General features: G+C 72.3%; 21 protein-coding genes and 3 pseudogenes. 12 read left to right on the forward strand and 12 right to left on the reverse strand.

All coding sequences use genetic code 11. The annotated features are described in order from the left end of the window. Positions 1-73: 73 nt before the first annotated feature. Both ACIGG8_RS07865 and ACIGG8_RS07870 read left to right on the forward strand, forming a co-directional pair. Positions 74-784, forward strand: coding sequence for a rhomboid-like protein (locus ACIGG8_RS07865; RefSeq protein WP_396546347.1), 711 nt, complete (start codon positions 74-76; stop codon positions 782-784). A 189-nt stretch (positions 785-973) separates the two neighbouring features. Next, complete coding sequence (locus tag ACIGG8_RS07870) at positions 974-3,694, forward strand: glycosyl hydrolase (RefSeq protein ID WP_396546348.1); 2,721 nt, start codon at positions 974-976, stop codon at positions 3,692-3,694. Between the two features lie 234 nt (positions 3,695-3,928). On the opposite strand, the gene ACIGG8_RS07875 is transcribed toward ACIGG8_RS07870, so the two are convergent. The 4 genes and pseudogenes from ACIGG8_RS07875 to ACIGG8_RS07890 all read right to left on the reverse strand — a co-directional run. Beyond that, positions 3,929-4,309 (reverse strand): VOC family protein, encoded by a 381-nt coding sequence (locus tag ACIGG8_RS07875; protein WP_350522699.1) that lies wholly within the window; start codon positions 4,307-4,309, stop codon positions 3,929-3,931. A 365-nt stretch (positions 4,310-4,674) separates the two neighbouring features. Beyond that, positions 4,675-5,583: pseudogene (locus ACIGG8_RS07880) on the reverse strand (STM4011 family radical SAM protein). An 11-nt stretch (positions 5,584-5,594) separates the two neighbouring features. Beyond that, a pseudogene (locus ACIGG8_RS07885) lies at positions 5,595-6,494 on the reverse strand (STM4012 family radical SAM protein); the annotation flags it as partial. After that, positions 6,491-6,634, reverse strand: a pseudogene (locus ACIGG8_RS07890) (leucine-rich repeat domain-containing protein); the annotation flags it as partial. The pseudogenes ACIGG8_RS07885 and ACIGG8_RS07890, both read right to left, overlap by 4 nt. A gap of 151 nt (positions 6,635-6,785) precedes the next feature. Between ACIGG8_RS07890 and ACIGG8_RS07895 the strand changes: the two are divergent. From ACIGG8_RS07895 to ACIGG8_RS07910, 4 genes are all read left to right on the forward strand, one after another. After that, on the forward strand, positions 6,786-7,112 hold the full coding sequence (locus tag ACIGG8_RS07895; protein ID WP_396546349.1) for a hypothetical protein: 327 nt from the start codon (positions 6,786-6,788) through the stop codon (positions 7,110-7,112). A gap of 160 nt (positions 7,113-7,272) precedes the next feature. Next, on the forward strand, positions 7,273-8,397 hold the full coding sequence (locus ACIGG8_RS07900) for a DUF6745 domain-containing protein (protein ID WP_396546350.1): 1,125 nt from the start codon (positions 7,273-7,275) through the stop codon (positions 8,395-8,397). A 123-nt stretch (positions 8,398-8,520) separates the two neighbouring features. Next, the gene (locus tag ACIGG8_RS07905) at positions 8,521-9,387 is read left to right on the forward strand and encodes a MerR family transcriptional regulator (RefSeq protein WP_396546351.1); all 867 of its coding nucleotides are present in this window, start codon (positions 8,521-8,523) and stop codon (positions 9,385-9,387) included. Continuing rightward, complete coding sequence (locus ACIGG8_RS07910; RefSeq protein ID WP_396546352.1) at positions 9,384-10,601, forward strand: glycosyltransferase; 1,218 nt, start codon at positions 9,384-9,386, stop codon at positions 10,599-10,601. The genes ACIGG8_RS07905 and ACIGG8_RS07910 overlap by 4 nt, the downstream gene beginning before the upstream one ends. Positions 10,602-10,892: 291 nt before the next feature. Here the strand turns inward: ACIGG8_RS07910 and ACIGG8_RS07915 are convergent, their stop codons facing one another. Continuing rightward, positions 10,893-11,666: a class I SAM-dependent methyltransferase gene (locus tag ACIGG8_RS07915; protein WP_396546353.1), complete on the reverse strand. Its 774-nt coding sequence runs from the start codon at positions 11,664-11,666 to the stop codon at positions 10,893-10,895. 80 nt (positions 11,667-11,746) lie between these two features. Here ACIGG8_RS07915 and ACIGG8_RS07920 point away from each other — a divergent pair, with 80 nt between their 5' ends. Continuing rightward, a complete protein-coding gene (locus ACIGG8_RS07920) occupies positions 11,747-12,289 on the forward strand; it encodes a hypothetical protein (protein ID WP_396546354.1) in 543 nt (180 codons plus the stop codon). A gap of 7 nt (positions 12,290-12,296) precedes the next feature. Next, a complete protein-coding gene (locus ACIGG8_RS07925; RefSeq protein ID WP_396546355.1) occupies positions 12,297-13,067 on the forward strand; it encodes a class I SAM-dependent methyltransferase in 771 nt (256 codons plus the stop codon). A gap of 496 nt (positions 13,068-13,563) precedes the next feature. Here the strand turns inward: ACIGG8_RS07925 and ACIGG8_RS07930 are convergent, their stop codons facing one another. After that, positions 13,564-14,352, reverse strand: coding sequence for a DUF6585 family protein (locus tag ACIGG8_RS07930; RefSeq protein WP_396546356.1), 789 nt, complete (start codon positions 14,350-14,352; stop codon positions 13,564-13,566). A gap of 167 nt (positions 14,353-14,519) precedes the next feature. Next, positions 14,520-15,296, reverse strand: a complete 777-nt coding sequence (locus ACIGG8_RS07935) for a GNAT family N-acetyltransferase (protein ID WP_396546357.1) — start codon at positions 15,294-15,296, stop codon at positions 14,520-14,522. A gap of 583 nt (positions 15,297-15,879) precedes the next feature. On the opposite strand from ACIGG8_RS07935, the gene ACIGG8_RS07940 reads away from it, so the two are divergent. The 4 genes from ACIGG8_RS07940 to ACIGG8_RS07955 all read left to right on the forward strand — a co-directional run bounded on the left by ACIGG8_RS07940 (position 15,880) and on the right by ACIGG8_RS07955 (position 20,627). Then, on the forward strand, positions 15,880-16,701 hold the full coding sequence (locus ACIGG8_RS07940) for an SDR family NAD(P)-dependent oxidoreductase (protein WP_396546358.1): 822 nt from the start codon (positions 15,880-15,882) through the stop codon (positions 16,699-16,701). Between the two features lie 643 nt (positions 16,702-17,344). After that, positions 17,345-18,181, forward strand: a complete 837-nt coding sequence (locus ACIGG8_RS07945) for a hypothetical protein (protein ID WP_396546359.1) — start codon at positions 17,345-17,347, stop codon at positions 18,179-18,181. A 548-nt stretch (positions 18,182-18,729) separates the two neighbouring features. Next, positions 18,730-20,169 (forward strand): hypothetical protein, encoded by a 1,440-nt coding sequence (locus ACIGG8_RS07950; RefSeq protein ID WP_396546360.1) that lies wholly within the window; start codon positions 18,730-18,732, stop codon positions 20,167-20,169. A gap of 215 nt (positions 20,170-20,384) precedes the next feature. Continuing rightward, a complete protein-coding gene (locus tag ACIGG8_RS07955; protein ID WP_396546361.1) occupies positions 20,385-20,627 on the forward strand; it encodes a hypothetical protein in 243 nt (80 codons plus the stop codon). Between the two features lie 48 nt (positions 20,628-20,675). On the opposite strand, the gene ACIGG8_RS07960 is transcribed toward ACIGG8_RS07955, so the two are convergent. From ACIGG8_RS07960 to ACIGG8_RS07980, 5 genes are all read right to left on the reverse strand, one after another. Further along, the gene (locus ACIGG8_RS07960; protein ID WP_396546362.1) at positions 20,676-20,900 is read right to left on the reverse strand and encodes a hypothetical protein; all 225 of its coding nucleotides are present in this window, start codon (positions 20,898-20,900) and stop codon (positions 20,676-20,678) included. 66 nt (positions 20,901-20,966) lie between these two features. Beyond that, entirely contained in the window at positions 20,967-21,641 is a 675-nt protein-coding gene (locus tag ACIGG8_RS07965; protein ID WP_396546363.1) for a response regulator, read from the reverse strand. Continuing rightward, on the reverse strand, positions 21,638-24,172 hold the full coding sequence (locus ACIGG8_RS07970) for an ATP-binding protein (protein ID WP_396546364.1): 2,535 nt from the start codon (positions 24,170-24,172) through the stop codon (positions 21,638-21,640). Before ACIGG8_RS07970 ends, ACIGG8_RS07965 begins: the two co-directional genes overlap by 4 nt. Before the next feature lie 163 nt (positions 24,173-24,335). After that, positions 24,336-24,959 carry a potassium-transporting ATPase subunit KdpC gene (kdpC, locus tag ACIGG8_RS07975; RefSeq protein WP_396546365.1) on the reverse strand — a complete coding sequence of 208 codons (624 nt, stop codon included), beginning with the start codon at positions 24,957-24,959 and terminating at the stop codon, positions 24,336-24,338. Positions 24,960-24,972: 13 nt separating this feature from the next. After that, on the reverse strand, positions 24,973-25,169 hold a 197-nt coding region (locus tag ACIGG8_RS07980; protein ID WP_396546366.1), incomplete at its 5' end, for a hypothetical protein.

The raw sequence follows: 25,169 nt of genomic DNA on the forward strand, positions 1-25,169 counted from the left end.
CGGCGGGTGGCGGCCGGGCGGGGGGAGGGTGAGGGGAGTGGACGGTGCGGGGAGGAGTGCCGAGGAGGCGTCGATGGCCGGCAGTACCGCCAGGAGCTCCGAGGCGCACCGGCGGCCCTGGTGGGCACGCGCCGCCCACGCGGTGTGGGCCTACGTCCGGCGCGCGCCGGGCACCTACATCTGGCTGGCGATCCTGCTCGTCACCACGCAGGTGATCCGGCACGTCGACCCGATGACCGCCGACCGCATCCTGCAGCGGCGCTCGACCAACCTGCACCACCTGCAGGTCTCGCCGGTCCGGGTCCTGGTGACCAGCGCGCTGTGGATCGCGGGCGGCGGGTGGCTGTCCTACTTCCTGCTCTACAACCTCTTCCACGTGCCTGCCGAGCGCTGGCTCGGAACGCTGCGCTGGATCTCGGTGGCGGGGATCGCGCACGTCGGTGCGACCTACCTCAGCGAGGGCGTGCTCGGCTGGGCGATCCACCGCGGGCTCGCCCCGCCGAGGGCCGTCTACACCCTCGACTACGGCGTCAGCTACGCCCTCGCCGGCGTGGTCGCGGTGCTCACCTACCTGATCGTGCGGCCCTGGCGGTACCTGTACGCGGTCGGCGTGCTGGTCGTCTACGGCCTGGGTGTCCAGCAGAACCGGGACTACACCAGCATCGGTCACCTCAGCGCGGCGCTGATCGGATTCGCCTGCTACCCGCTGACCCGGGACCGCCCCGGCGCCTTCGACCCGGTCGCCTTCGTGCGCGCGGCCTGGCGACGGGTGCGTGGGCACTGATCGGAATACCCCCGCGCCGGTATGACGGTCAGTCAGTATTCGGTGAATGCCAACTGTTCGAAACCGTAAGGGCCTTACCGCCTTCTTACCGTACGCCCCTTCCCCCGGACGGATCGGCCGACCAGGCTGTCCCCCTGTTTCCGCCGAGTCGCGCGACCGCGCGGCCGGCCGCAGGGGAGGACCGCAACCGTGCCCACCAGGCAACGACGACGGCTGCTGCTGAGCGCCGTCACGCTCACCGCGATCGGACTGACCACCACCCAGGCGCTCGCCGCGCCGCCCGCCCCCACGGACTCGCAGCCGTGGCAGGTCCGGCACCAGGCGGACATCGGCAAACAGCACGCCCGGAAGGTGCGGAACGCCGCCGGCGCGACGACCGCGGCCCCGGCGGCCCCGGGCCTCAGCCCGCGGGCCGAGACGGAGGCCGGGGACGGCGGTGACGAGGCGGAGAACTCCGCCGAGGGCACCGCACAGTACACCGAGGCCCGCACCGCCCCGGGTGTGGTCGCGCCCGGCGCCTACGGTGCGGCCTGGGCCCAACTGCAGTCCATGCCGCACACCGGCGGCACCTGGGACCACGTCACCGACAAGCCGTACGACTCCGACGACCCGCGCTACCGCGACGTCAACTCCAACTCCAGCGGCGGAACCGGTCTGGTCACGGGCCGGATCACCGGCCTCGCGGCCGACAAGGACGGCTACGTCTACGCGGGCGGTGCCAACGGCGGGGTGTTCCGCTCCCGCACCGGCGGCGGTCACTGGGAGCCGATCGCCGACAAGCTGCCCACCCTGTCCACCGGGACCCTGAACCTCGACGAGGGCGGCCGGCTCTGGTACGCCACGGGCGAGTCCAACACCGGTGCGACCTCGTACGTCGGTACCGGTGTGTACGTGCTCGGCGATCCCAGGCACGGCGAGTTCCAGCCCGGCATGAGGGTGGGCGGCGCCGAGCTGGAGTCGACCATCATCCACGCGCTGCGCTTCGGCGGCGGCAAGGTGTGGGCGGCCACCAGCCGGGGCGTGTGGAGCCACTCGGTCACCACGCTGTCGGGCCCGTGGACGCTGGAGTTCGCGCCCAACCCGGAGTACCTGCCGGGAGGCGCCGAGGCCGGGGACCCGGCTGCGCCGTACAAGAACATCGCCAACGACATCGCGATCGACCCCAAGGACCCGTCCAAGGTGGTCCTGGCGGTGGGCTGGCGCGGCGGCGACACCTACAACGGCTTCTACAGCAAGGCCGCGGACGGCAGTTGGCAGCGTGTGGCCTCGCTCGGGGACCTGCCGACCGACGCCGCGAACGTCGGCAACGTGACCTTCGCGCGCTCGGCGGACGGCTCGCGCTACTACGCGATCGACCAGTCCCCGGCCGTCATGGCGAGCGACCCGGACACCGGCCTCAAGGGCATCTACGTCTCCAAGTCCGGTTCGCCGTCCGGACCGTGGACCCAGATCGCGGACAAGGACAAGCTGAAGAACTCCGGCTCCGCGCTGCAGGACGAGGGCTACCAGCCCGGCATCCAGGCCTGGTACAACCAGTCCCTCCAGGTCGACCCGGCGAACCCGGACCACGTCTACGCCGGTCTTGAGGAGGTCTTCGAGACCACCGACGGCGGCGCCGAATGGGCCACCGTCGGGCCGTACTGGAACAACGGCTTCCCCTGCTGGAGCATCGACCCGGCGAAGCAGACCGGCGACTGCTCGCCGACCACCCACTCCGACCAGCACGCCGTCGCCTTCGGCGGCTACCAGGGCAAGGCCACCGTGTTCGTCGGCAACGACGGTGGCATCTACCGGCGCCCGGCCGCGGGGCAGTTGGACGCCTACGGCCACGCCAAGGACTGGACGCCGCTCAACGACGGCACCATCGACACCCTGCAGTACTACTCGGTCGGCGTCGGCAAGGACCCGGCGGACCGTTCGGGCAAGGGCGTGATCGTCACCGGTGGCCTGCAGGACAACGGCCAGTCGATCCTGCGCGCCCACGACAAGGTGATGGGATCCAACTTCGGCGGTGACGGCGCCGACACCCTCGTCGACCCGAACAACGGCTGCAACATGGCCGAGGAGTACGTCTACCTCGACATGTGGGTCACCCAGAACTGCGCGGTGAACGACGGCAGCTGGACGAAGGACCCGAGCAAGGCCACCTCCTACGAGGTCGCCCCGCCCGACAAGGATGCCGGTGCCGCGCGCTTCATCGCGCCGATCACCAGCGACCCGAAGGACGGCAACACCTGGATCGCCGGCGGCCAGCACGTCTGGGTGCAGCACAAGGGCTACGCGATCCGCAGCGGCAGCGAGTGGACCTCGGCCTACGACCTCGGTGCCGGGCACGTTGCCAGCGCCGTCGCGACCGTCGACGGCACGGTGTACGCGGGCTGGTGCGGCCCGTGCAACAACGTCGGCTTCAGTCGCGGCATCGCGGTGGGCAAGACCGACGGCACCGGCTGGCACCAGCTCGACCTGCCCGTCGACGGCACCCTGCCCAACCGCTACATCTCCTCCTTCGCCGTGGACGAGAACGACGCCCGGCACGTCCTCGTCGCCTTCAACGGCTTCTCGCGCACCTGGACGGAGGGCCCCGGCGCGGGCATCGGCCACCTCTTCGAGACCTACGACGGCGGAGTCAGCTGGACCGACGTGTCCACCAACCTGCCCGACGTCCCGGCCATCTCGGTGAAGATCCTTCCGAACGGCGGCCTGGCCCTCGGCACCGACCTCGCCGCGTTCTACCGCGCCCCCGGCACCACCGACTGGCGCGTCCTCGGCCGCAACCTCCCCACCACCTCGGTGCAGCAGCTGAAGATCGGCCCGGACGGCAAGCTCTACGCCGCCACCTTCGGCCGTGGCATCTGGTCCTTCGACCCGCGCCGGCTCGGCCACGGCCGCTACGACGAGACGGACGACTGATCGGTTGACCGGTGACCGGTGACCGGTGACCGGTCGAGCGGCCGGCCTCCGCCCCGGTCCCCGTCGCTGCCTCTGTCGCTGCCCGGTCCGCTCCGCACGAGTGGGCCGGGCAGCGGCGTCACCGCGCGTGGGGAGGCGGCGGGTGTCGCGGGTGCGGGAGGCGCGGGAGGCGCGACGGGCCGGTGGGCGGACCCTCGCGGAACCGTCCACCGGCCGGGTGGGTGGTGGGACGGTCTACGGCCCGACGCGCTGGGCCACGCAGAGGATGTTGCCCTCGCTGTCCTTGAACCAGGCGGCGCGCATGCCCTCGCCCTCGGCGACGCCGTTGACGGTCTTCAGGCCGGGGAAGTCGTACTCCTCGAAGGTGATGCCGCGGTCGCGGAGGCCGGCCATCTCGCCGTCGAGGTCGGCGACCTTGAAGCTGGCGAGCGTGTGGGCCGCCTGCCCACCGCTCGGTGTGTGGTAGACGGTGAACTGGGTACCGCCGGAGTCGCAGGCGAACTCCTCCTCACTCTCATCGGTGAGCTTGAGGCCGAGGGTGTCGGTGTAGAAGGCCTTGGCGCGGGCGAGATCGGTGGCGGGGATGACTGCTTGCAGCGGTGCGTCTCCAAGCATGGTGTATCGCCTCCTCCCTGCTATCAGGCTAGGCAATCCGGAGCCGGGCCGCCCGGTGGGCGAGGAGGCGATGCAGAGGGTAGGCGCGGGGTTGCTGGGAGTCATCGGCGCGGGGTGAGCGTGCGGGCGGCCGGCGGGCGTCGATCATGTCGAGGCGCTGAAGGCACACGATTCAGTTGTCAAGGAGCGGTGCGCAGGCCGAGACCGAGCCGGGCTGCGTCCGAGCACGGGGCCCGGCACGGCTTCCGGTCGTATGCCGCTGATCATGTCGGGCCTCCTTCCTGAACATGCTGGTCGCATGCGGTTGTTCGTACGCTTTCACGCAGCGTGGTCGGTTCGCAACCGATTTATGACCTGCGCCGCGGTCACTCGTGCGGCACGCGCTCCAGGACGCCCGTGCCGAACAGCTCGTACAGCGGCAGCGTCTCCAGGTGGACGTAGCCGATGTGGCAGTCGCAGACCGTCGCCGGGCAGGGGCGGGGCCCCAGCCCGGCGCGGTAGCTGCCGTCGTAGAGGTTGCCGAGGACGTCCCGGACGAAGTGGCAGCGGCGCACGGTCCCCCCGCCGTCCACCGACAGCACGGACTCGCCGGTGCGGCAGGGCAGCCCGGCACTGGGGTGGGCGTGCCGGCTGTAGCCGAAGTGCGGGTCGAGCTCGGCCCACCGGGCGGCCTCGGCGTCCGGGTAGGAGAGGCCCTCGGCGGCGTTGACCCACAGGTAGACGTCCTCGGCGAGTTCGGCGCGCAGGCGGCGGGCCTCGTCGAGGTGCTCGGGCCGGCCGACCACGCCGACGCTGTAGCGCACCCCGAGCACGTCCAGCTCGCGGCACTTGGCGAGGAACCGCTCGCGGCCGACCTGGCCGGGGTGGAAGGTGACCCAGAGGGCGAGCGTGTCGAGGTCCGCCCCGGCGAGCCAGTCGGTGCGGCAGCTGAGGTTGGTCTGGATCGCGACCCGGCGGACGTGCGGCAGGCGGCTCAGCTCCACCAGCGCCCGGCGGTACCAGGAACGGACCAGCCCCTCGCCCCAGGGGGTGAACAGCACCGACAGCGTGTCGCCGCTGCCCGCCCGCCCGGCGGCCCACTTGGTGAAGCGCTCCAACGCGGCCCGGTCGGCACGCAGTTACTCCGGGGTGTCGCGGCGCTTGGCGAACGGGCAGTAGGGACAGTCGTAGTCGCAGGAGGCCAGTGGGCCGCGGTAGAGCAGGGTGAGCTCCCGCGCGCCGTCCTCCGCAGCCGGCCCGGGGGCGGGAGCGGAACCGGGCCGGGCGGCGGGCATGCCGAGGAAGGTCATTTCGCCTCGTACGCCGCCATCAGGGCCCGGACCTCGGGCGAGAACAGCATCGGACCGACCGCGTCCGAGTGGGCCAGCCCCTCCGGCGAGAGCCGCAGGTGCTCCGGGTCGCCCGCCGCGAGCCAGCCGCGCTCGGCGAACCCGGCGAGCTCGGCCGGGAAGTCCTCCGCGGGCGAACCGCCGAACCGGGCCCGGTAGTCGGCCAGCGGCATGCCCCCGGCCTGCAGCAGCGACTGCACCAGGTGGCGACGGCGCGGCTCTGCGCCAAGCATCCGGTGGCCCACCTCGGCCCGGTGGAAGTCCTCGGTGGCGACGTAGTCGTCGATGATGCCGCGCACCTCGGTGGCGTTCACCGCGTAGTCGAAGGAGTAGTGCAGCCGCGAGGTGTAGGAGCGGGCGCCGCAGCCCAGACCGACCATGCCGTCGGTCTGGCAGGCGTACTCGCCCGCCCCGGCCTGCGGGGAGGCCGCGCGGCGGAACATCCGCATCGACGCCTGCTCGTAGCCGTGGCAGAGCAGGTGGTCGCGGCCGGAGCGGTAGAGCGCGAGCCGGCGGGCGTCCCAGTCCGCCGGGCTCTCCTGCTCGCCGCGCCGGGCCAGACCGGTCAGCGGACGGACGTACAGCGGGTACAGGTACAGCTCCTCGGGCTGCCAGGCGAGCGCGGCGTCGAGGGAGCGCAGCCAACTCGCCTCCGTCTGGCCGTCGATCCCGTAGATGAGGTCGATGTTGAGGACCGGGAACCCGGCCGCCCGGATCCGGCCGAGGGCGGCCTCCACTTCGGCCCGCTTCTGCGGCCGGACGGCGGAGCGCGCCTCCGTGTCGTCGAAGGACTGCACGCCGAGGCTCAGCCGGGTGGTTCCCCGGGCGGCCAGCACCTCCAGCCGGTCGGCGGGCGCAGGTGGGTGAGCGGCTGGCCCTCCAGCAGCGCCGTGGCGCCCTCGTCGGAGAGCACGCCCATGGAGAGGTCCATCGACTCCAACCGGGCGACCACGGGCGCGTGCGCGAGGGCGGCGGCGATCTCGTCCTGCAGCTCGCTGACAACCCGGCGGCCGGGTGGGCGTCGGGGTGCGTTGTCAGACCCTTGCCCTATGTTCCGGTCATGGCTCCGGAGAGTGACCGCGGGGAGCGCGGCGGAGCCGTGGGCTCCGGGGTCCGCCGGGGTCCGGCCGTACGGCGAGGGAGGACTGATGTACCGCCAGGGCGATGTGCTGATCGTGCCGGTCGAGGAGGACGCGGTCCCGCCGCGGATCGCGGAGCCGGCCGTGCAGCCCCGGGACGCGCGGGGCCGGATGGTGCTCGCGCTCGGCGAGGTCACCGGGCACGCGCACGCCGTGGTCGGCCCCGGCGAGCTCCGCCGGGAGGCCGGGCCGTTCGGCGCGGGCTGGCTGCACCTGCCCGAGGGCGGCAGGGTGGTGCACGAGGAGCACGCGGCGATACCGCTGCCCAAGGGCTGGTACCGGGTGGTCCGTCAGCGCGAGTACGTCCCCGGCGCGGTGCGGATCGTCGCGGACTGACCTCCGCCGCGCCTGTCGTGCGGGCTGCCGCACGGGGTCGGCGGGCGGGGCTCGGGCAGGGGCACTGCGCGGTGGCAGGGCCGAGGGTGGCCCGCGGAGCGGGAACGAGAACGGGAACGAGACAGCCGGGTGGGGAGCCCGGCCGGGAACGGAGCAGGCGATGCAGACGGTGACCCACGACAACCCGGCGGCCGCGCTGACGACGGACCTTCCGGCCGCGGCCCGGCCCGCCGAGGTGACGGCCCGCTGGCGGGCGGCCGCCGCGGCCACCGGCACGGGCGACCGGGCGGTGGCCGAGCGCGCCGTCCGGGCCGCCTACCGGGCGGGCGGGCTGCCCGAGCCCGCGGCGATCCGCTGGTTCGGCTCGCCGCTCGCCGCAGCCGGGGCGGCGACGGAGCTGCGGGCCGCCGGTGCGCAGAGCGTGCGCGAGGCCGTGCGCACCCGGCCCTGGGAGGAGGCCCGGCGGCTGGCCGTCGAGGAGGTCGGCCCGGCCGGCTGGCCTGCGCACTGGGCACTGACCGGCGGCGAGCTCGGCCCGGTCACCACCCCGCTCGCCGACCGGGTGCGCAACGCCGTGCTCGACAGGCTCGCGCCCGAAGCCGACCGCGCGGCGGACGTCGCCGTGGCGACCGAGGCCCGGGCCCGCCGCACCACCGTCCGGCTCGCGCTGTTGGACGCCGTCCGCGGCCACCACGACGCGCCGTGGTTCGCGGCCTTCGAGGCCGCCGGGCCGAGTGCCGCCGCTGCCGTCGCGCCGCTCTCCGAGTCGGCCCGCGAGGCCGGCTGGTGGTGGCCCTACCGCGAGGTGGCCCTGCTCAGCGAGCGGCCGACCGAACTGCACCGCGACGAGGCCGGACGGCTCGACCGGGCGGACGGGCCCGCGCTGGAGTACGCCGACGGCTTCGCCCTGCACGCCTGGCGCGGCATGCCCGTCCCCGCGGAGTTCCTGGCGGGGCTGGCCGAGGTGAGCGTCGAGCGGATCCGCACCGAGGAGAACGCCGAGCTGCGCCGCGTCCTGCTGGAGCACTACGGCTACGACCGCTACCTGGCCGACTCCGGTGCCGAGCCCATCCACCGTGACGAGACCGGCGTGCTCTGGCGGATCGTCCTGCCCGACGACGAACCGGTCGTGATGGTCGAGGTGGTCAACTCCACCCCCGAGCCGGACGGCACCCACCGCACCTACTGGCTCCGCGTCCCCCCGAGCACCCGCACCGCCCGCGCCGGGGTCGCCTGGACCTTCGGCATACCCGAGACCGCCTACCACCCGCAGCGCGAGACCTGACCGGGCCCGCTTCCCGGCTCCGGAGCAGGCCGCCGAGCTGCGCGTGTTGACCCTCACCCCACGTCAGGCCGCACGGTGGGGCCGCAGCGAACGCACGGATGCACGGACGATACGGGAGGACGCATGAGCTGGTCGGTGGGACAGGTCTCCGGATTCGCCGGGGTCACCATTCGGACCCTGCACTACTACGACCGCTCCGGGCTGCTGTCGCCCAGCGAACGCAGCCCGGCCGGCTACCGGCTCTACAACGGCGCCGACCTCGCCAGGCTGCAGCAGATCCTCTTCTACCGGGAACTCGGCTTCCCGCTCGACGAGATCGGCGACATCCTGGCGGACCCGCAGGCCAACGCCCTGGACCACCTGCTGGCCCGGCGGCAGGCCCTCACCGAGCAGATCACCCGGCTGCAGAAACTGGTCGACGTCGCCGAGCGGGCCATCGAGGTCCGGCGCACCGGGGTCGAACTCGGCCCGGAGGAACGCTTCGAGGTCTTCGGCGACGTCGTCTTCGACCTCAGCTACGCCGCCGACGCCCACCTCAAGTGGGGCGAACGGGAGAGCCACCGGGAAGCCCTGGCCCGCGCCGCCACCCACTCGAAGGAGGACTGGCGGCAACTGATGACGGAGGCCGCCGAGTGGCGCGGCCGGCTGCTGGCCGCCTTCGACGACGGCCTGCCGGCCGACCACGGGGTGGTGCTGGACCTCGCCGAGGAACACCGGCGGCACATCACCCGGTGGTTCACGCCCTGCCCGCCCGAGATGCACTGCCGGATCGCCGACGACTACGAGGCGGACGCCCGCGCCTTCGCACTCGTCGTACCGGCAGCCGAGCAACGCCCGGGACTGGCGGGCTACCTCCGCACGGCCATCGGCCGCAACGCCGACCGGCACAGCGCGAACGCCCCCGCGACGGCGAGCTCGCCGAACGAGTCCGGGACGACGAACTCGGCGAACGCCCCCGCGACCGCGACCGACCCGGAGGTGACGCGATGAGGATCCTCGTGATGGCGGCCGGCTCGCACGGTGACGTCGCGCCCTACACCGGACTCGGGGCGCACCTGCGCGGCGAGGGGCACCACGTCGCGCTCGCCGCGCCGGAGACCTTCCGCGAGTCGGCGGTCGACAGCGGCCTGGACTTCCGTCCGCTCCCGGTCGACCCGCGCGGCGCGTCCGCCGGTCCCCGGGGCGGCAGCTCCGAACTGTTTGCGCGAGCGGCCGCGTTCATCGACCGGCTCGGTGACGGGCTCGCCGACGCGGCTGCGCCCGGTGCCGACCTGCTGCTGCTCAGCACCACCACCGCACCGCTGGGCTGGCACCTCGCCGAGGCGATGGACGTACCGAGCCTCGGCGTCTACCTCCAACCCACGCTGCCGACGCGGGAGTTCCCGCCGGTCGTCGGCGGAGGCCGCTCGCTGGGCGGGTGGGGCAACCGGGCCGCGGGCGCGCTCGGCCAGCGGGTCGTCGACCGCCTGCACACCGGGGCCGCACGCCGGCTGCGGGAGCGGCTGGGCCTCCCGGCGGTCTCCCAAAACGCCCGGCGGCGGGCCGTGGAACGGGTGAACTGGCCGGTGCTGCACGGGTTCAGTCCCACGCTCGTGCCCCGCCCGGCCGACTGGCGGAAGGGGTTGCAGGTGGTCGGCAACTGGTGGCCGCACGTCGCCGCGGACTACCGGCTCCCGCCCGAGGTCGAGGACTTCCTCCGGGCGGGTCCGCCGCCGGTGTTCATCGGGTTCGGCAGCATGGCGGCGGGGCAGGGCGAGCGGCTGGGCGCGCTCGCGGTGGACGCGCTGCGGCGGGCGGGAGTCCGGGGGGTTCTGCAGGCGGGCTGGGCCGGAACAGCCGGGGAAGGGGACGACGTGCTGAGCGTCGGCGAGATGCCGCACACCCACCTCTTCCCCCGCATGGCTGCCGTCGTGCACCACGCCGGAGCCGGTACCGCAGCCGCGGCCCTCCGTGCCGGGGTCCCGAGCGTTCCTGTCCCGGTGATGGCGGACCAGCCGTTCTGGGCCGACCGGCTCGTCCGGGTCGGCGCTGCCTCCGCGCCGGTCCGGTTCGCCGATCTGACCGCCGACGGGCTGGCGGAGGCCATACGCCGGGCCGTCGAGGACCGGACCCTGCGCACCCGGGCCGAGGCGGCGGCTCGTGCGATGGCGCGGGAGGACGGTTCCGCGCGGGTCGGGGAGGTGGTGGCGACGTGGAGGTCGTAGCGGAGCGAGCCGTGGCGGCGCCGAGGGAAGGGGAGAGGGGAGCCAACGGAACGGTGAGCGTCGGCCCGGGCGGTGGCGGCGTCCCGTGCCACGACAGGTGACGCGTTGGAAGCCGTCCGGCTGGCCGGGCTCAGGTCGACGTACACGCCGTGCGTCCCGCGCCACGGGGTGCGGGCGCGAGTGGCACCCCCTGGTGGCTCGTCGTCCCGGCGGGGCGCGATCCGCGGTGTGAGCCGGCAGCGGCGTTGCCCGGCGGGGATGCCGGGCGACGCTCAGGCCTCCGGGCGACGCTCAGGGCCTCCGCGCGATGAGGACGGGCTGGAAGAACCCGGTGTCGGCGGGCTCATTCCAGGTGGCCCCGGTGAAGCCGGCCTCCGTGGCGAAGCCGCTCGACTGCGTCCGGGTGAGGGCCCAGTAGGTGGCGCGGCGGACGTCGACCCGCCACCGCGCGGTGTCGTCGCGCAGCAGCTGGAACAGCTCCAGGTCGTACCGCTCGCCGTCCTCGTGCCACTGCCAGAGCTGGAAGACGACGGACCTCCGTCCCTCCCGCTCGGCGGTCTGCGGCGGAGTGGAGGACGGGCGGCTGCGGCGCAGTTCGTCGTACGGTCGGGTGGTGAGCAGGAGCAGGCCGCCCGGACGCAGAACACGGCGCATCTCGCCGAGCGCCGCCAGGACGTCCTCGGGGGTGAGCAGGTGGGGCAGCGCGTTGTCGGCGCTGACGACGACGTCGAATCGGCCGTCCGGGAAGGGGAGTTGCCGCATGTCGGCGGCCGCGGTGGGAAGGTCGAGCCCGCGCCGGGCGGCCTCGGCGGCGGCGCGTCCGGCGGCCACCGGGCTGAGGTCCGTGCCGGTGACCCGGTGCCCGAGCCCGGCGAGCCCGATCGCCTGGGTGCCGATGCCGCAGGCGCAGTCCAGCACCTCGGCCACGCGGTCGCCGAGGCGGTCCCGGATCAGGGCGTCCAGCGCGGCGCCCTGGCGGGCCACGGAAGCGTCCCAGTCGGCGTAGAGGAGGTCGTAGTCGGCCGCGAAGCCGTCGTAGAAACGCCCGATGGGAGAGCTGGTCATGCCACTATCGTTGCGGAGGAAAGCCGGTGCGGGACACCGGTTTTCGACGACGCCACAGCCAGGGCGAGAAGGGGGACCGGATGGATCCGGGGCAGCAGCGGGCGACCGCGCAGCGAGCCGGGCCGCGAGCCGGGCTACAAGCCGAACCGGAAGCCGGGCTACGAGCCGAACCAGCACCCGAACCAGCACCCGAACCGGAACCCGAACCGGGAGCGTGTCCCGCAGCGGCCCCGGAGGAGCAGCCGGTCGAACTGCCCGAGGGGTCCTGGTGGGACTGGGACGTCTTCTCCTGGCGCCCGGGTGAGCTGCGCCTGGCCGCCGGGTACGACCTGTCCTACCACCACGGCCTGGAACTGGTCTTCGCCGATCCGCTGTACGTCCGCTGCCCGGCGGACTTCCACGACCCGGTGTTCCGCGTTCCCACGCCCGAGGAGCGGCAGGCGGTCGAGCGGCAGTGCGGCGAGCCACCGGGTGTGCTGGTGGCCTTCGAGGCGGACGGCGGAGGCTCGGAGCCGGTGACCGGGCTGATCGCCGCCGGGAGCCTGCAGATGCGGGTTGAGCTGGTACTTCGGCGCACGCCCGGCGCGGAATCCGGTGGCCCTGCGGGGCACACGCCGGGATGATGCGTGCATGCGCACCTTCGAAGAGCTGATCGCCGAGGCCGAGGCCGTGTCCGTGGACGGCTGGGACTTCTCCTGGCTGGACGGCCGGGCCACCGAGGAACGCCCCTCGTGGGGCTACCAGCGGCTGCTGTCCGAGCGGCTTGGCGCGGTGACGGCTGCGCTGGACGTCCAGACCGGTGGCGGCGAGGTGCTGGCAGGTGCCCTGCGGCTCGCCGAGCCGAAGGGTTGGCTCCCGCCCGTCCTCGCCGCGACCGAGTCCTGGCCGCCGAACGTCGCTCGCGCCACGCGACTCCTGCACCCGCTGGGCGCGGTGGTGGTCGCGGACCAGGACGAGCCTCCGCTGCCCTTCGCCGACGAGGCCTTCGACCTGGTCACCAGCCGCCACCCGGTACGGGCCTGGTGGACGGAGATCGCCCGGGTGCTGCGGCCCGGCGGCAGCTACTTCGCCCAGCACGTGGGCCCGGCGTCCGTCTTCGAGCTGGTCGAGTACTTCCTCGGGCCGCAGCCGGAGGCACGCGAGGGCCGCCGCCCCGAGGTCGAGAGCGAGGAGGCCCGCGCCGCCGGGCTGGACGTGGTCGATCTGCGCTCCGAGCGGCTGCGGATGGAGTTCCGCGACATCGGCGCGGTGGTGTACTTCCTGCGCAAGGTGATCTGGATGGTCCCCGGCTTCACCGTCGACGCCTACCGGGACCGGCTGCGCGAACTGGACCAGCAGATCCGCTCCGAGGGCCCGTTCGTCGCCCACTCGGCCCGCTTCCTGATCGAGGCACGCAAGTAGATCGACCGATCCGGTGTCCGCATTGTACAGATATGGAAAGGTCGAGGAAAGCCCGGAAGGTCCGGCGGGCCGTCCCTGCTGAGAGCGCTGTTCTCTCCAGGAGACGGCTCGATATCGCTCTGAACTGGACGGATTCCCGTGCAGTCGTGCCTTCAGCGCTCTTCGACAGGTGCCGAGCGGCCGACTCCAGTCGGCACGAGAGGGCTCATGGGCCTCCAGTCAGGGGGGCTGGGCTCCTCGTCGAGTGGGGGCTCCGCGAGTGGTCGAGTCTCACGTCTGTGCTCGTTGGACAGGGTTTGCTCGTACCTATGCTGACCTTTGCTGACCGCGCCTGATGGCTCATCAGGTATATGTTGCGGCCACAGTGAAGCGCCTGACGGCAGTGACCGCCCCTCGTATCCTGCGAGGGGCCTGGCGGCTCCGCAGGCGGACGAAGGCCCAGCACGGGGTCGACCGATCCAGGAACAGTTCGGTCGTGGCCGATCACGCTCGCCGGTCACGAACGCAGCTGCTCGACCAGCGAGGTGAAGAGCCGCAGCTTCGGGAACATCCGAACCGGGTCGCCGGACAGCCCCGCGCGCCTGCCGGCGACCTCGACGCTGACGAGTCCCTGCCTCGTGCCGACACCCTTCCCCTGGGACCAGGTGACTCGCCTGCCGCCCGCTTCCAGGTCGTTACGGCTCAGCCGGAAGCAGCCGAACGGCAGCGTCCTTCCTGCCCGGAGCGCGTTGATCGCGTCCGTCAGCTGTGCGTCGGCCACGGCCTGCTGGATCCGCGGGCCCCACTCCTCGGCGTTCGGGAACCCTTCGCGGACGGTCACCTCCCGGCCGTCGTCATCACGCAGCGTGTAGGCGTGCTTGATGCGAGTGCTCCGGCCGAAGGTGTGGTAGCGGCCGATGTTCTGGTACACCGTCATGGCGTCCCAGCGCAGCGTCCGCAGCCTCCGCCCTGCGGCGACGACCAGGCCGTGCTCGTACAAATGGAGGCCGGCGTCCTTCCGGGTTCTCCTGATGCGATTCTCGCGTACGAGCCGGGAGACCACGAGGACCGTGATCGGCGCGATGCAGAAGACGCCGAGGGCCGGGGACGTGGGGGCGAGGGCGATGCCGGCGGACACCAGGAGGGCGAAGAAGACGGACAGGACGATGCGGTCCGACCGATGGGCGGCCGGTGAGGGCGGAATCGGAACGTAGGTTGCACGGTGGCTGCCCAGTCGTCGCTGCGCGGCCGCCTCGACGACTCGATTCGGCAGCGGGCCGTCATCAGGCCCGGTGGTGTGGTCCATCCGAACCTCCGGCTTTGATCGGGCGAGCACTTGTTCCGCGCTGGATCAGGGGGTGGACACGCTCCGAGTCGACCACGGCGCAGGTGGTCGAAGCCGGTCGTCGATGCGGGCTCGACGGCGTCGGGCACGGCTCCGACGCCTTCCTGGCACCCTTTCGAGCACTGCTGTCAGCGGGGGAGGGCCGGGCCCGCCCAGTACACCACCTCCTGGTGAACCGGCCGGAAGCCAGCCGCTGCGGCCAGCGCGCGGCTGGCGTGGTTGCTCCCGGGGGCCGACCAGGTCGCGGTCAAACCCTGTGCGTGGGCGGCGGTGGTCGCGGCGTGGACGCAGGCGAGCGCGAGGTCGAGCCGGCGGAAGGCCGGGTCCGTGGCCACGGCGATGTCGAGGTGGTCGCGTCCGACGAGGTAGCCGCAGGCGAGGGAGGCGAGGTAGGGCCCGAGGAACGCGCCCCAGGCGAAGCCGCTGCTCGCGAGCGCGCGATGGCCGCCCCAGGTCGCGGCGGCCCAGTGAGGGGCGTCCGGGCGCTGTCCCGGGGAGGTGGCTCGTCGGGCGAGCCGGTCGAGCGCGGCCTCATCGCCGGCGTTCAGCGGGCGGACCCACGCGGCCGTGTTGCGCGGCACCGGTCGGGGCCGTTCCGTGTGGACGTGCAGCACGCGCACCCACGGGGTGAGGTGGGTGAAGGTGCGTCCCAGCAGGGGCAGGAACCGGTCCGGGGCGTGGAACTGGCCTCTCCCGAAGCGTGCCAGGACGTCCGGGTCCAGGTGGTCCGGATCCCCATGCAGCAGCCGTTCGGGTCCGCAGTGCACCAGCAGTGCCCGGGCCGCCTCCGGGTCGTCCGCCCACCAGCCGCCGTGGGCGCTCCGGGTGACGTGGGCGGGTAGGACGCGTGCGCCGGGCCGTTCGGGGGAGAACCAGTCGGTGGCGGGAAGGGTGTTGACGAGCATCCCTCCAGTACGGCGTACCGCGACCGCCTGGCGTCGCCCCGTTGACGGAAGCCTGGCGGTGGTGGGGCGCCTTCTGACGAATCCTTGGCGATGCGGCGAGGGGATGGTCCGCAACTGCTCGCAGTGCTGGTGTGGTTGACGCCTCCGGCAGGACGGGATGCGCCTGCGTCGTCAAGGAGTCGTCGGCGGGGCGTCAGGGGTTCGTCAGGGAGAGTGAACCGGCTTGCCCCGGGGTGGCGGGGAGGGCTTTGATGGGGGCCATGCACCGCTCGACACGCCACCACGACCGCCCGCCGCATAGCCGGCCGCGGATCGTCGCTGTCGCGGTCGCCACCGCCGTCCGGTAGGACCGAGCCGCTACCCCGCTCGGCGCCGGCCGCGGGCACGGATCCGGTGGCTTCCACCGGTCCCGTGCTGATCACCGCCGCCCGTCCCTCGGCTCCAACCGGCTCCGAGGGCCCGGGGACGGGCGCGCGTTCGTTCCTCGCATCACACCTCTTCGCACCCGCGGCCCCGTGGCCGTGCGGCTTCGTGCCGCATTGCCTTCGCACCCCGCGGGTGCCCTTCCACCCTTGGATGGGTCATGTCCGACGCTGTTCTGTCCGCCCGCACCGCCCTCGTCACCGGCGCCTCCTCCGGGATCGGCTGGGAGACCGCCCGGCTGCTCGCCGGGCACGGCGCGACCGTGCTGGTGCACGCACGCACCACCGCGGAGGCCGAGGCGGCCGTCGAGCGGCTGGTCGCCGCCGGTGCCCGACGGGACCAACTCGTCGAGCTGGCAGCCGACTTCACTCACCTGTCGGAGGTCGCGGTGCTCGCCGGCGCGGTCGTCAAGCACTACCCGGCGCTGGACCTGCTGGTGAACAACGCCGCCGCGATGGCGCCCGAGCGCTGCACCCTCACCGACGACGGCAACGAGGTCTCGCTGCAGGTCAACTTCCTGGCCGCGCACCTGCTTTCCAAGCTGCTGCGCGCCCCGCTGTCGGCGGCCGGCGACGCCCGCATCGTCAACGTGTCGTCCTCCCTGCACCGCACCGCCTCGATGAACTGGTCGGACCCGCACCGGGTGAAGAAGTACTCGCGGGTCGCCGCGTACGCGCAGTCGCAGCTCGCGCTGACCATGGCGACCGCCGACATGGCCCCGGCCGGCTCCGGCATCACCGCCGTCAGCGTCAACCCGGGCCTGTGCGACACCGCGCTGCTGCCGCTCTACGGGCGGGTCGGTGCGCCGGCCGCCGACGGTGCGGCCGAGGTCGTCCGGCTTTGCCTGCCGGAGACGGTTGTCACCAACGGCGCTTACTTCGACGGCGGCACCATCGCGCCCACCGCGCAGGCCGCTCAGGAGGAACGCTCGCTCAAGCGCCTGGCCAAGCTGGCCGACCAGCTGGTCGGCCGGGCCGCCTGAACCGTACGACCCGAGAGACCGGAGGACCCGCGATGTCCAAGCGCGCCCGTAAGAAGAAGGCCCGGCGGAAGAAGAAGGCGAACCACGGCCGCAAGCCCGGGCAGTAACCGACAGGCCCACCCGGTGCCGCGTGCCACCGGCACCGGGTGCACTCCCTCGGCCCCTGAGGCCTGTCGTCCGGCTGTGCGGACGGTGGGCCTCAGGGGTTGTGGCATGTCCGGTCGCGGAAGCTCGAACCGACACGGCCCGTCCGCGCCACCTGCTGACGGAACTCGGGGCCGACTGCCGGTTCCAGCCCTGACCCGGCTGAGATCCGGAACGCCGAAACCCACGTTCCGTGTCGGGGCTCATCTCTTTCGACCCAAGGCTCCTGTGCGTATCAACGGCCCTTCTACGCAAAGGCGTTCAACAGAATTCGTGCCCTCTTGATCCCTCTCGCACGGATCGCGTCAGGATTATCGGCGGAATCCCGGAATCGACCTTCTGCACTGTCATCGTGCCTTCCGATCGGATCCGTTCGGGTCCGAATGCGAAGGAGAGCACGTGTTGTCGAGGATCAGGTTGGCGGCCGTGGCCGCGGGCCTCAGCACCCTGGCCGTCGCAGGCCGGGCCGGCGGCGGCCGACGGGAGTTACGACCCGGGAATGGAGAACTGCAACGCCGCGAACGTGGTGACGCCGGGTTCCACTGCCCTGGTGTGGTGCATCCAGCAGGCGCAACAGAGCGGTGAGGCCAAGCGGAAGGCGCGCGAGGGCTTCGTCAAAGGGCTGCTCGACCTGCTGGTGAAGCAGACGAACGGCTACTACAACGTGATGATCTTCGACATCAGGGGCAACAACGCCTTCGGGGATCCGTGGTATGTCCACAACTACGAGGAGCACCTGGAGGATGTCGACTTCACGTACGACGTCACCTACCGCGACCAGACCTCGCGGGAGGACCAGGCCTACCGGATCTGGATCTTCCACGGTGGCGGCATGTTCGCCAACGGATTCGACGGCGGCTGGGGGAACTGGGCGTTCTACGGCCTGTTCGACCGGACCAGCCGCGAGCACAACTGGGCCTATCCGCCAGGCACCAGCCGCCCCGGCCAGCGGTACAACCACACCGATGCCGTGGTGAACTTCCGGCGGACGCTTACCAGTGCCGTCCCGTCCGGCACGTCGGCCCAGCCTGGCCAGATCGACTCGCCGTTCGTGCCCACCGTTCCCGCTGTCCCCAGGGGCGGGGAGCCCGCCACGCCGGGCGTGCCGATACAGCCAGGCAAGCCTGCCCACCCCGGCAAGCCCGGCGGGCCTGCCAAGCCAGGCAGGCCGTCCGGCTCGGGCCGCCCGCCGCAGGACACCCCGGTGTACCTGTGGACGGTCAACGGCCTCGGCGCCGTCGCCACCGACGACGCCCCGGGCTCGACGGTGATCGCCGACAAGCTCGGCGGCGCCGGCTCCCGCTGGACGTTCAAGGACGCCGGTGGCGGCCGCTAACGGATCACCAACGGCCTCGGCCCGGAGCTCACCGAGAACACCGACACCTACTTCGCCGACGTCAACGGCTGGAAGGGAAGCCCGGAGCAGAGGTGGGAGGTCCTCAGTATCACGGGTGACGCGTACCAGATCAGGATCAGCGACCAGGACTGCCTGACCTACCACGAGGACCGGAAGACGCTCGGCGTGTGGACCTGCGACGGGTCCACCGAGCAGCAGTGGACGATCACCCGCTGAAGCACCGCCAATGCTGCGTCAAGACGGTCGTCGAAGGCGTCAAGGACGCGTCAGGAACGACGGACGGATGTTCGACCACATCTAGCGTGAGCTGCGAGGAAACGGTTCGCCGTCCGGGCGTGGGGCCTGGCGGCGAACCGTTTGCCGAACCCCGACCCCCGGCGGGTTCCTCCGGGGAAGGTTCGGCGGCCAGTGAGAAACAGGGGAGGGGGCGCGCGGCGATGCCAACGGGAACGTCGAGCGGTACGGCGGTCATGGGGAAAGAGGTCGCGTCGGACACGTCGCGACAGGAGACGGCCGTACCGCTCCCCGTGCCGCGCGCCCCCCAACACCGGCTCGGCATCTCCTGGCGCAGCCGGGTCTGGTGGAACACCCCGCGCCTGGTGCGCGGCCTCACCGGTCTCTGCCTCGCGGCGCTGCTTGCCGCCGGCACGGCGACCGGCACCGTCCTGGGCGGGGCCAGGGACGGCATGGACGTCATCGGTCACGAGGCCGCCCCGCAGGTGGTGCGCTCGGCGGACCTGTACTTCGCGCTCAACGACATGGACGCCCAGGCCGCGAACCTGCTGCTGTTCGGCGCGGACCCGGACTACGCGGCGCTGCGCAAGGAGACGCTGGACACCTACGAGCAGCGGCGCACCCAGGCCGACGCCGACCTGCAGCGCGTCACGGAGGCGGTGGCGGGCGATGCGGCCGGGCAGCGGGCCGTGCAGACCGTCATCGGTGAACTCGGCCGCTACGAGGCCCTGGTGGCGCGCGCCCAGCTACTGGAGGAGCAGGCCCATGCCGCGGCCGGCCGGCCCTCGGCGGACGCCCTGGTGGCCTACCGGCAGGCCACCGACCTGCTGCGCCAGCGGCTGCTGCCGGCCGTCGACGACGTCACCAAGGCCAACGCGGCCGTGGTCGAGCACAACTACACCGACCGGCGTGATGCCCTGGCCGGCGGCTGGTGGGGAATCCTGGTCACCGGGCTGCTCGCCCTGGCCGCCCTCGGGCTGCTGCAGCGGCTGCTGACGGTGCGGTTCCGCCGTCTGGTCAACGTGCCGTTGGCCGTCACGAGTCTGCTCACCGTCGTCGGCCTGGTGACGGCCCTGACGTTGACATCCCGGGCGGACCACCAGCTGGTGGTCGCCAAGAGCAACTCCTTCGACTCGGTGATCGCCCTCAGCCGGGCGCGCGCGGTGGCGTACGACCTGAACGCCGACGAGAGCCGCTACCTGAGCGACCCCGCCCGGTCGGCGGCCTACGAGCAGAGCTTCCTCGACAAGACCCAGTCCTTCGCCCGGGTCGACGGCGCGACCCTCGCCACGTACAACGACAGGCTGGCGGCGCTGGCCGACAAGCACCGGGCCGACCACGGCCAGGTGGGGTTCGGGGGGTACCTCGGCGACGAGCTGCGCAACATCACCTTCGCCGGTGAACAGGACGCGGCGGAGCGGGTGTTGGCGGCCTTCCAGCAGTACCAGCGCGACGACCGGAAGATCCGTGAGCTGAACGCCCAGGGCAAGCTGAAGGAGGCCGTGACCTTCAACACCGGTCTCACCCCGGGCCAGTCCAACGCCGACTTCGGGACGCTCAGCTCGGCCCTCGACGACAACCAGGCGATCAACCAGCGTGCCTTCGAGGCCGCGGTCGCCACCACCGACGACGACCTCGACGCCACCACCGCCGGCCTCGGCGCGGCGGCCCTGGCGGCGGCGCTCGCCCTGACCGCGCTCGGAGTGCGGCCGCGCCTGCGCGAGTTCGCCTGACCGGGCCGTGGGAAGCCGCAGAGCGGGGCCGTGGCCCGAAGCCGGACTCCACGGTCGTCACCGGTCGTCACAGTCGTCCAGGGAAGTCCGGTTCGTTCCCGCGCGCGGGGACGGCGTGGGTGACCTACAGTGCCTGATCGCAGTGCACAGGTGCGTATGCAGTGCGTCGCATGGGCCTTGCGGCCAGCGGATGACCGGACGATCGGAGGACCACTATGCGCCCGCGGTGGGTGTACGGGCTGATCAGTGCGGTCTGCACCGTGTTGTTCGTGGTCTCTGCCGTCGTGGGCGGCATCGCCGACGAGCGCCGGATCGGATGGCTGTCCACGGTCTGCGTCTATCCCGCCGGAGTCTCGCTCGGAATCGGTCTGATCATGTTCGGTAGGGCCGTCCTGCCGGACGGATGGCTGCGCCGGCAGATGTTCCGCTTCCCGCCCTCGGCGGACCACGGCGAGTAGAGCGCCTGCCCCGGGCGGGGACTGAGGCGATCGGCGGTGGCTCGGGCTTCAGGTCCGGTCCGGCCGCGCCAACGAGAACTCGCAGTCGGATTCCGTCTGCCCCTGGAGGAAAACCAGGCGCACGGTGAGCGGGCCGGTCTTCGCATCGATCGCCGGCTGACCGGGGGTGGAACCGTCCGTCCGCACACCGTCGGCGCTCAGCCCGTGGACACCGCCGTAGTCGGTGTACTGGTTGCCGAGGTCGTCGGCGGCCTCCGGCCGGAGGAACACCATTGACCTGCCCGGCGGGCCGTTCGTGTTCGGCCCACTGCCTCCGGACCTGGTTTCCCCGTGGGCTGGTCAGGGCTCGTAGCGGTAGCCCATGCCGGCCTCGGTGATCAGGTGGCGGGGGTGGGCGGGGTCGGGTTCGAGCTTGCGGCGCAGGCCCGCGACGTAGACACGCAGGTAATGGCGCTGCTTCTCGGCGGTTGGGCCCCAGACTTCGTGCAGGATCTGCCGGCCGGACACCAGGTGGCCCGGGTTGGCCAGCAGGAGGGTGAGGATCTTCCACTCGATGGGGGTGAGCCGGACGGGCCCGTCCGGTCCGGCGGCGGTGGTGGTGTCCGTGTCGATCTCGTATTCGCCGATCCTGGGGTTCTGTTCGCGTACGAGGTGGAGCGGTCTTCGCAGGGCGGCCCGCAGGCGGGCGAACAGCTCGTCGGGGTCGAACGGTTTGGTGACGTAGTCGTCGGCGCCGGAGTCGAGGGCGCGGATCGTCTCCTCGGGGTCGGTGCGGCCGGACAGGACGATGATCGGCGCGTCGAGGTGGGCGCGCAGGCTGCGGAGGACGTCGATGCCGTCGAGGTCGGGCAGGCCGAGGTCGAGGAGGACGGCGTCGGGCGATTCGTCCTCGGCCACGTCGAGGGCCTCCCGGCCGCTGCTCGCGGTCAGGACCGCGTACTGGCGGGCTCGGAGGTTGAGCTGCAGGGTCCGCAGCAGCAGCGGATCGTCGTCGACCAGGAGAATTCGGCTCACTGCTCCTCCTCGACCTGTGTGGCTGCGGGCAGGGTGAGGAGCATGGTGGTGCCGCCGCCGGGGGTGTCCTCGACCTCCAGGGTGCCGCCCATGGCTTCGGCGAGGCCGCGGGAGAGGGCGAGGCCGAGGCCGACGCCGGTGGTGTTGTCGGTGTCGCCGAGGCGCTGGAAGGGCAGGAAGACCCGGTCGCGGTCCTCGGGGGCGATGCCGGGGCCGCGGTCGACGACACGGATCTCGACCTGGTCGGCGTGGTGGCTGGCGGTGACCAGGACGGGCGCGCCGGGGGCGTTGTGCCGCAGTGCGTTGGCGATGAGGTTGGCCAGGACGCGTTCCAGCAGGGGCGGGTCGGCGAGCACTGGCGGGGCGGTGTCCAGGTCGAGGGGCTGGACGGCGGCGTCCGGGTCGGCGAGGGAGTCCATGGCTCGGGGCAGTACTTCGTCGAGCTGGGCGGCCTCCAGGTGGAGGGTGAGGGCGCCGGCCTGGAGGCGGCTCATGTCGAGGAGGTTGTCGACCAGTGCGGTGAGCTTGAGCAGTGACTCGTTGGCCATGGTGAGCAGTTCGTCGCGGTCGGCGGGGGCGAACTCCACGTCCGCGCTGAGCAGCGAGCCGACGGCGGCGAGGGCGGCGGCGAGCGGGGTGCGCAGGTCGTGGCTGACGGCGGCGAGCAGGGCGGTGCGCATCTTGTCGGCGGCCTTGATCGGTTCGACCTCGGCGGCGGCGGTGGCGAGGCGGTCGCGTTCCAGCGCGGCGGCGATGTGCGCGGCGAAGGCGGTGAGGACGCGTTGGTCGGCGGCGGAGACCCGGCGTCCGGCAAGGATCAGTAGTGCGTCCGGTCCGGCGGGCAGTTCGGTGACCGTGTGGTCGGCTGCCGGTTCGCCGTCGCCGTTGCTGCGGGCGATGGTGCCGCCGTCGCGGCCCAGGAGGGCGACGGAGTCCAGGCCGAACGCGGTGCGGGTCTTGTCCAGCAGGGCGGGTAGGGCGTCGGCTCCGCGCAGCACGCTGCCGGCCAGGGTGGAGAGGGACTCGGCCTCGGCGGTGGCGCGGGCGGCCCGAGTGGTGAGGCGGCCGGCGTGGTCGACGACGGTGGAGACGGTGAGCGCGACGACGGCGAAGACGATCAGGGCGATGAAGTTGTTGGTCTCGTCGATGGTGAAGGTGTGGACGGGCGGGATGAAGAAGTAGTTGAGCTGCAGGGAAGCCACCAGGGAGGCCAGCAGCGCGGAGGTTGCGCCGCCGAGCAACGCGACTACCACGACGCCGAGTTGGAAGATCAGCGCGTCCGTGGTGAGGTTGACCGAGTTGTGGAACTGGGACAGGACGGCCGTCAGCAGCGTGGGCACCACCAGGCCGGCGGCGAAGCCGGCGATGCTGCGGCGCTTGGAGTGGCGGGGGCCGAGCTTGGGCACCAGCCGGCTGCGGCCGGTGAACTCGTGGGTGACCATGTGGACGTCGATGTCCTCGGAGGCGTCCACGGTGGTCTGCCCGGTGCCGGGGCCGGTGAGGAAGCGGTTGATCCGGCCGCGGCGGCTGGTGCCGAGGACCAGCTGGGTGGCATGGTGAGCGCGGGCGAAGGCGAGCAGCGCGGTGGGGATGTCGTCGCCGACCACCATGTGGTAGCTGCCGCCGAGGTCCTCGACCAGCTGTCGCTGCTGGGCGAGCGCACCGGGCGAGGCGCCGGCCAGGCCGTCGCTGCGGGTGACGTGGACGGCCAGCAGGTCGCCGCCGGCGGTGCGGTCGGCGATCCGGGCGGCGCGGCGGATGATCGTCTCGCCCTCGGGGCCGCCGGTGAGGGCGACCACGACGCGTTCGCGGGTCTCCCAGACCCGGTCGATGCTGTGGGCCGCCCGGTAGTCGCGCAGTCCCTCGTCCACCCGCCCGGCCACCCAGAGCAGGGCGAGTTCGCGCAGGGCGGTGAGGTTGCCGACCCGGAAGTAGTTCGAGAGTGCGGCGTCCACCTTCTCCGCCTTGTAGACGTTGCCGTGGGCCATCCGGCGGCGCAGGGCCTGCGGGGCCATGTCGACGAGCTCGATCTGGTCGGCCCGGCGGACCACCTCGTCCGGGACGGTCTCGCGCTGCGGGATGCCGGTGATCTTCCGGACGACGTCGTTCAGCGATTCCAGGTGCTGGATGTTCACCGTGGTGATGACGTCGATCCCGGCGGCGAGCAGTTCCTCGACGTCCTGCCAGCGCTTGGCGTTGCGGCCGCCGGGGATGTTGGTGTGCGCCAGCTCGTCGACCAGGACGACGGACGGGCGGCGGGCGAGCACCGCGTCGAGGTCCATCTCCTCGAACTCGGCGTCCCGGTAGTGCCGGCGGATACGGGGGACGACCTCCAGTCCGTCGAGCATCCCCGCGGTGTGCTTGCGCCCGTGGGTCTCGATGAAGCCGACGACGACCTCCGCGCCGCGATCCCGCCTGCGGTGGGCCTCGTCCAGCATCCGGTAGGTCTTGCCGACACCGGGGGCGGAGCCGAGGTAGACCCGCAGCCGTCCGCGGCGATGAACGATGCCGGGAGTGAGGTCAGGAGACATGGGTGCTGCGCTTTCTGACGAAGGGCGGCCGCAACGAACGGGGTAGGGAAGGCAGACGGTGAGGTGTGGCCCGCTGGGATTGCGCGAAACGCGGAGACCGGCCCGGGCGCGCAGGTGGTCCTCCGCGCTCGGGCCGGTCTGGCTGCTCAGGTCGCCAAGGCGGTCACTTCGTCTCGCTCAGAGCCTTGTTGAGCAGGACGACGTTGACGCCCTCCTGTCCGAGGAAGCCGAGCGAGCGGTCCTCGGTGTACTTGTCGACGAGCTGGTTGAGCTGGTCGGTCGGCAGCCCGCGTTCCCTGGCGACCCGGTCGACCTGCTCCTTGGCGTACGCGACGGAGATGTGCGGGTCGAGGCCGGAGCCTGAGGCGGTCAGCGCGTCGGCCGGGACGCTCGCCGGGTCGACGCCGTCGAACTGGGAGACGGCGGCGCGGCGGTCGTTGACGGCCTTCAGCAGGTCGTCGCTGTTCGGGCCCTGGTTGGAGGCGCCCGACGAGGAGGCGTCGTAGCCGGTCCCGGCGGCGGAGGGGCGGGGCTGGAACCACTTCGGGTCCGGCTGGGCCTCCTCCTTCGGGTCGTCCGGGTTCTTCTTCGGCAGGTTGAAGTTCTGGCCGATCAGGCTGGACCCGATCTCCTTGCCGTCGGCCTTCACGATCGAGCCGTTGGCCTTGTCGCTGAACGCGACCTGGCTGATGCCGGTGACCAGCAGCGGGTAGGCGATGCCGCACAGGACGGTCATCACCAGCAGCGCCCGCAGCGCGGTGAGGTGGGTGCGCACGATGGTGGGCATGGTTCTCGTTCTCTCAGCTCAGACCGGGGATGAACTGGACGATCAGGTCGATCAGCTTGATGCCGACGAACGGCACCACCAGACCGCCGACGCCGTAGATCCCGATGTTGCGGGCCAGCAGGGAACTGGCGTCGGACGGGCGGTACTTCACGCCGCGCAGGGCGAGCGGGATCAGGCCGATGATGACCAGGGCGTTGAAGATGATCGCCG

This window comes from Kitasatospora sp. NPDC085464 (assembly GCF_044541955.1).
GTDB lineage: Bacteria > Actinomycetota > Actinomycetes > Streptomycetales > Streptomycetaceae > Kitasatospora.

Bases quoted from the DNA above. Each gene is read 5' to 3' on its own strand.
- ACIGG8_RS07865 (WP_396546347.1), top strand. From the start codon at position 74: ATGGCCGGCAGTACCGCCAGGAGCTCCGAGGCGCACCGGCGGCCCTGG.
- ACIGG8_RS07875 (WP_350522699.1), bottom strand. From the start codon at position 4,309: ATGCTTGGAGACGCACCGCTGCAAGCAGTCATCCCCGCCACCGATCTC.
- ACIGG8_RS07895 (WP_396546349.1), top strand. From the start codon at position 6,786: ATGTACCGCCAGGGCGATGTGCTGATCGTGCCGGTCGAGGAGGACGCG.
- ACIGG8_RS07900 (WP_396546350.1), top strand. From the start codon at position 7,273: ATGCAGACGGTGACCCACGACAACCCGGCGGCCGCGCTGACGACGGAC.
- ACIGG8_RS07905 (WP_396546351.1), top strand. From the start codon at position 8,521: ATGAGCTGGTCGGTGGGACAGGTCTCCGGATTCGCCGGGGTCACCATT.
- ACIGG8_RS07910 (WP_396546352.1), top strand. From the start codon at position 9,384: ATGAGGATCCTCGTGATGGCGGCCGGCTCGCACGGTGACGTCGCGCCC.
- ACIGG8_RS07915 (WP_396546353.1), bottom strand. From the start codon at position 11,666: ATGACCAGCTCTCCCATCGGGCGTTTCTACGACGGCTTCGCGGCCGAC.
- ACIGG8_RS07920 (WP_396546354.1), top strand. From the start codon at position 11,747: ATGGATCCGGGGCAGCAGCGGGCGACCGCGCAGCGAGCCGGGCCGCGA.
- ACIGG8_RS07925 (WP_396546355.1), top strand. From the start codon at position 12,297: ATGCGCACCTTCGAAGAGCTGATCGCCGAGGCCGAGGCCGTGTCCGTG.
- ACIGG8_RS07930 (WP_396546356.1), bottom strand. From the start codon at position 14,352: ATGGACCACACCACCGGGCCTGATGACGGCCCGCTGCCGAATCGAGTC.
- ACIGG8_RS07935 (WP_396546357.1), bottom strand. From the start codon at position 15,296: ATGCTCGTCAACACCCTTCCCGCCACCGACTGGTTCTCCCCCGAACGG.
- ACIGG8_RS07940 (WP_396546358.1), top strand. From the start codon at position 15,880: ATGTCCGACGCTGTTCTGTCCGCCCGCACCGCCCTCGTCACCGGCGCC.
- ACIGG8_RS07945 (WP_396546359.1), top strand. From the start codon at position 17,345: ATGGAGAACTGCAACGCCGCGAACGTGGTGACGCCGGGTTCCACTGCC.
- ACIGG8_RS07955 (WP_396546361.1), top strand. From the start codon at position 20,385: ATGCGCCCGCGGTGGGTGTACGGGCTGATCAGTGCGGTCTGCACCGTG.
- ACIGG8_RS07960 (WP_396546362.1), bottom strand. From the start codon at position 20,900: ATGGTGTTCCTCCGGCCGGAGGCCGCCGACGACCTCGGCAACCAGTAC.
- ACIGG8_RS07970 (WP_396546364.1), bottom strand. From the start codon at position 24,172: ATGTCTCCTGACCTCACTCCCGGCATCGTTCATCGCCGCGGACGGCTG.
- kdpC (WP_396546365.1), bottom strand. From the start codon at position 24,959: ATGCCCACCATCGTGCGCACCCACCTCACCGCGCTGCGGGCGCTGCTG.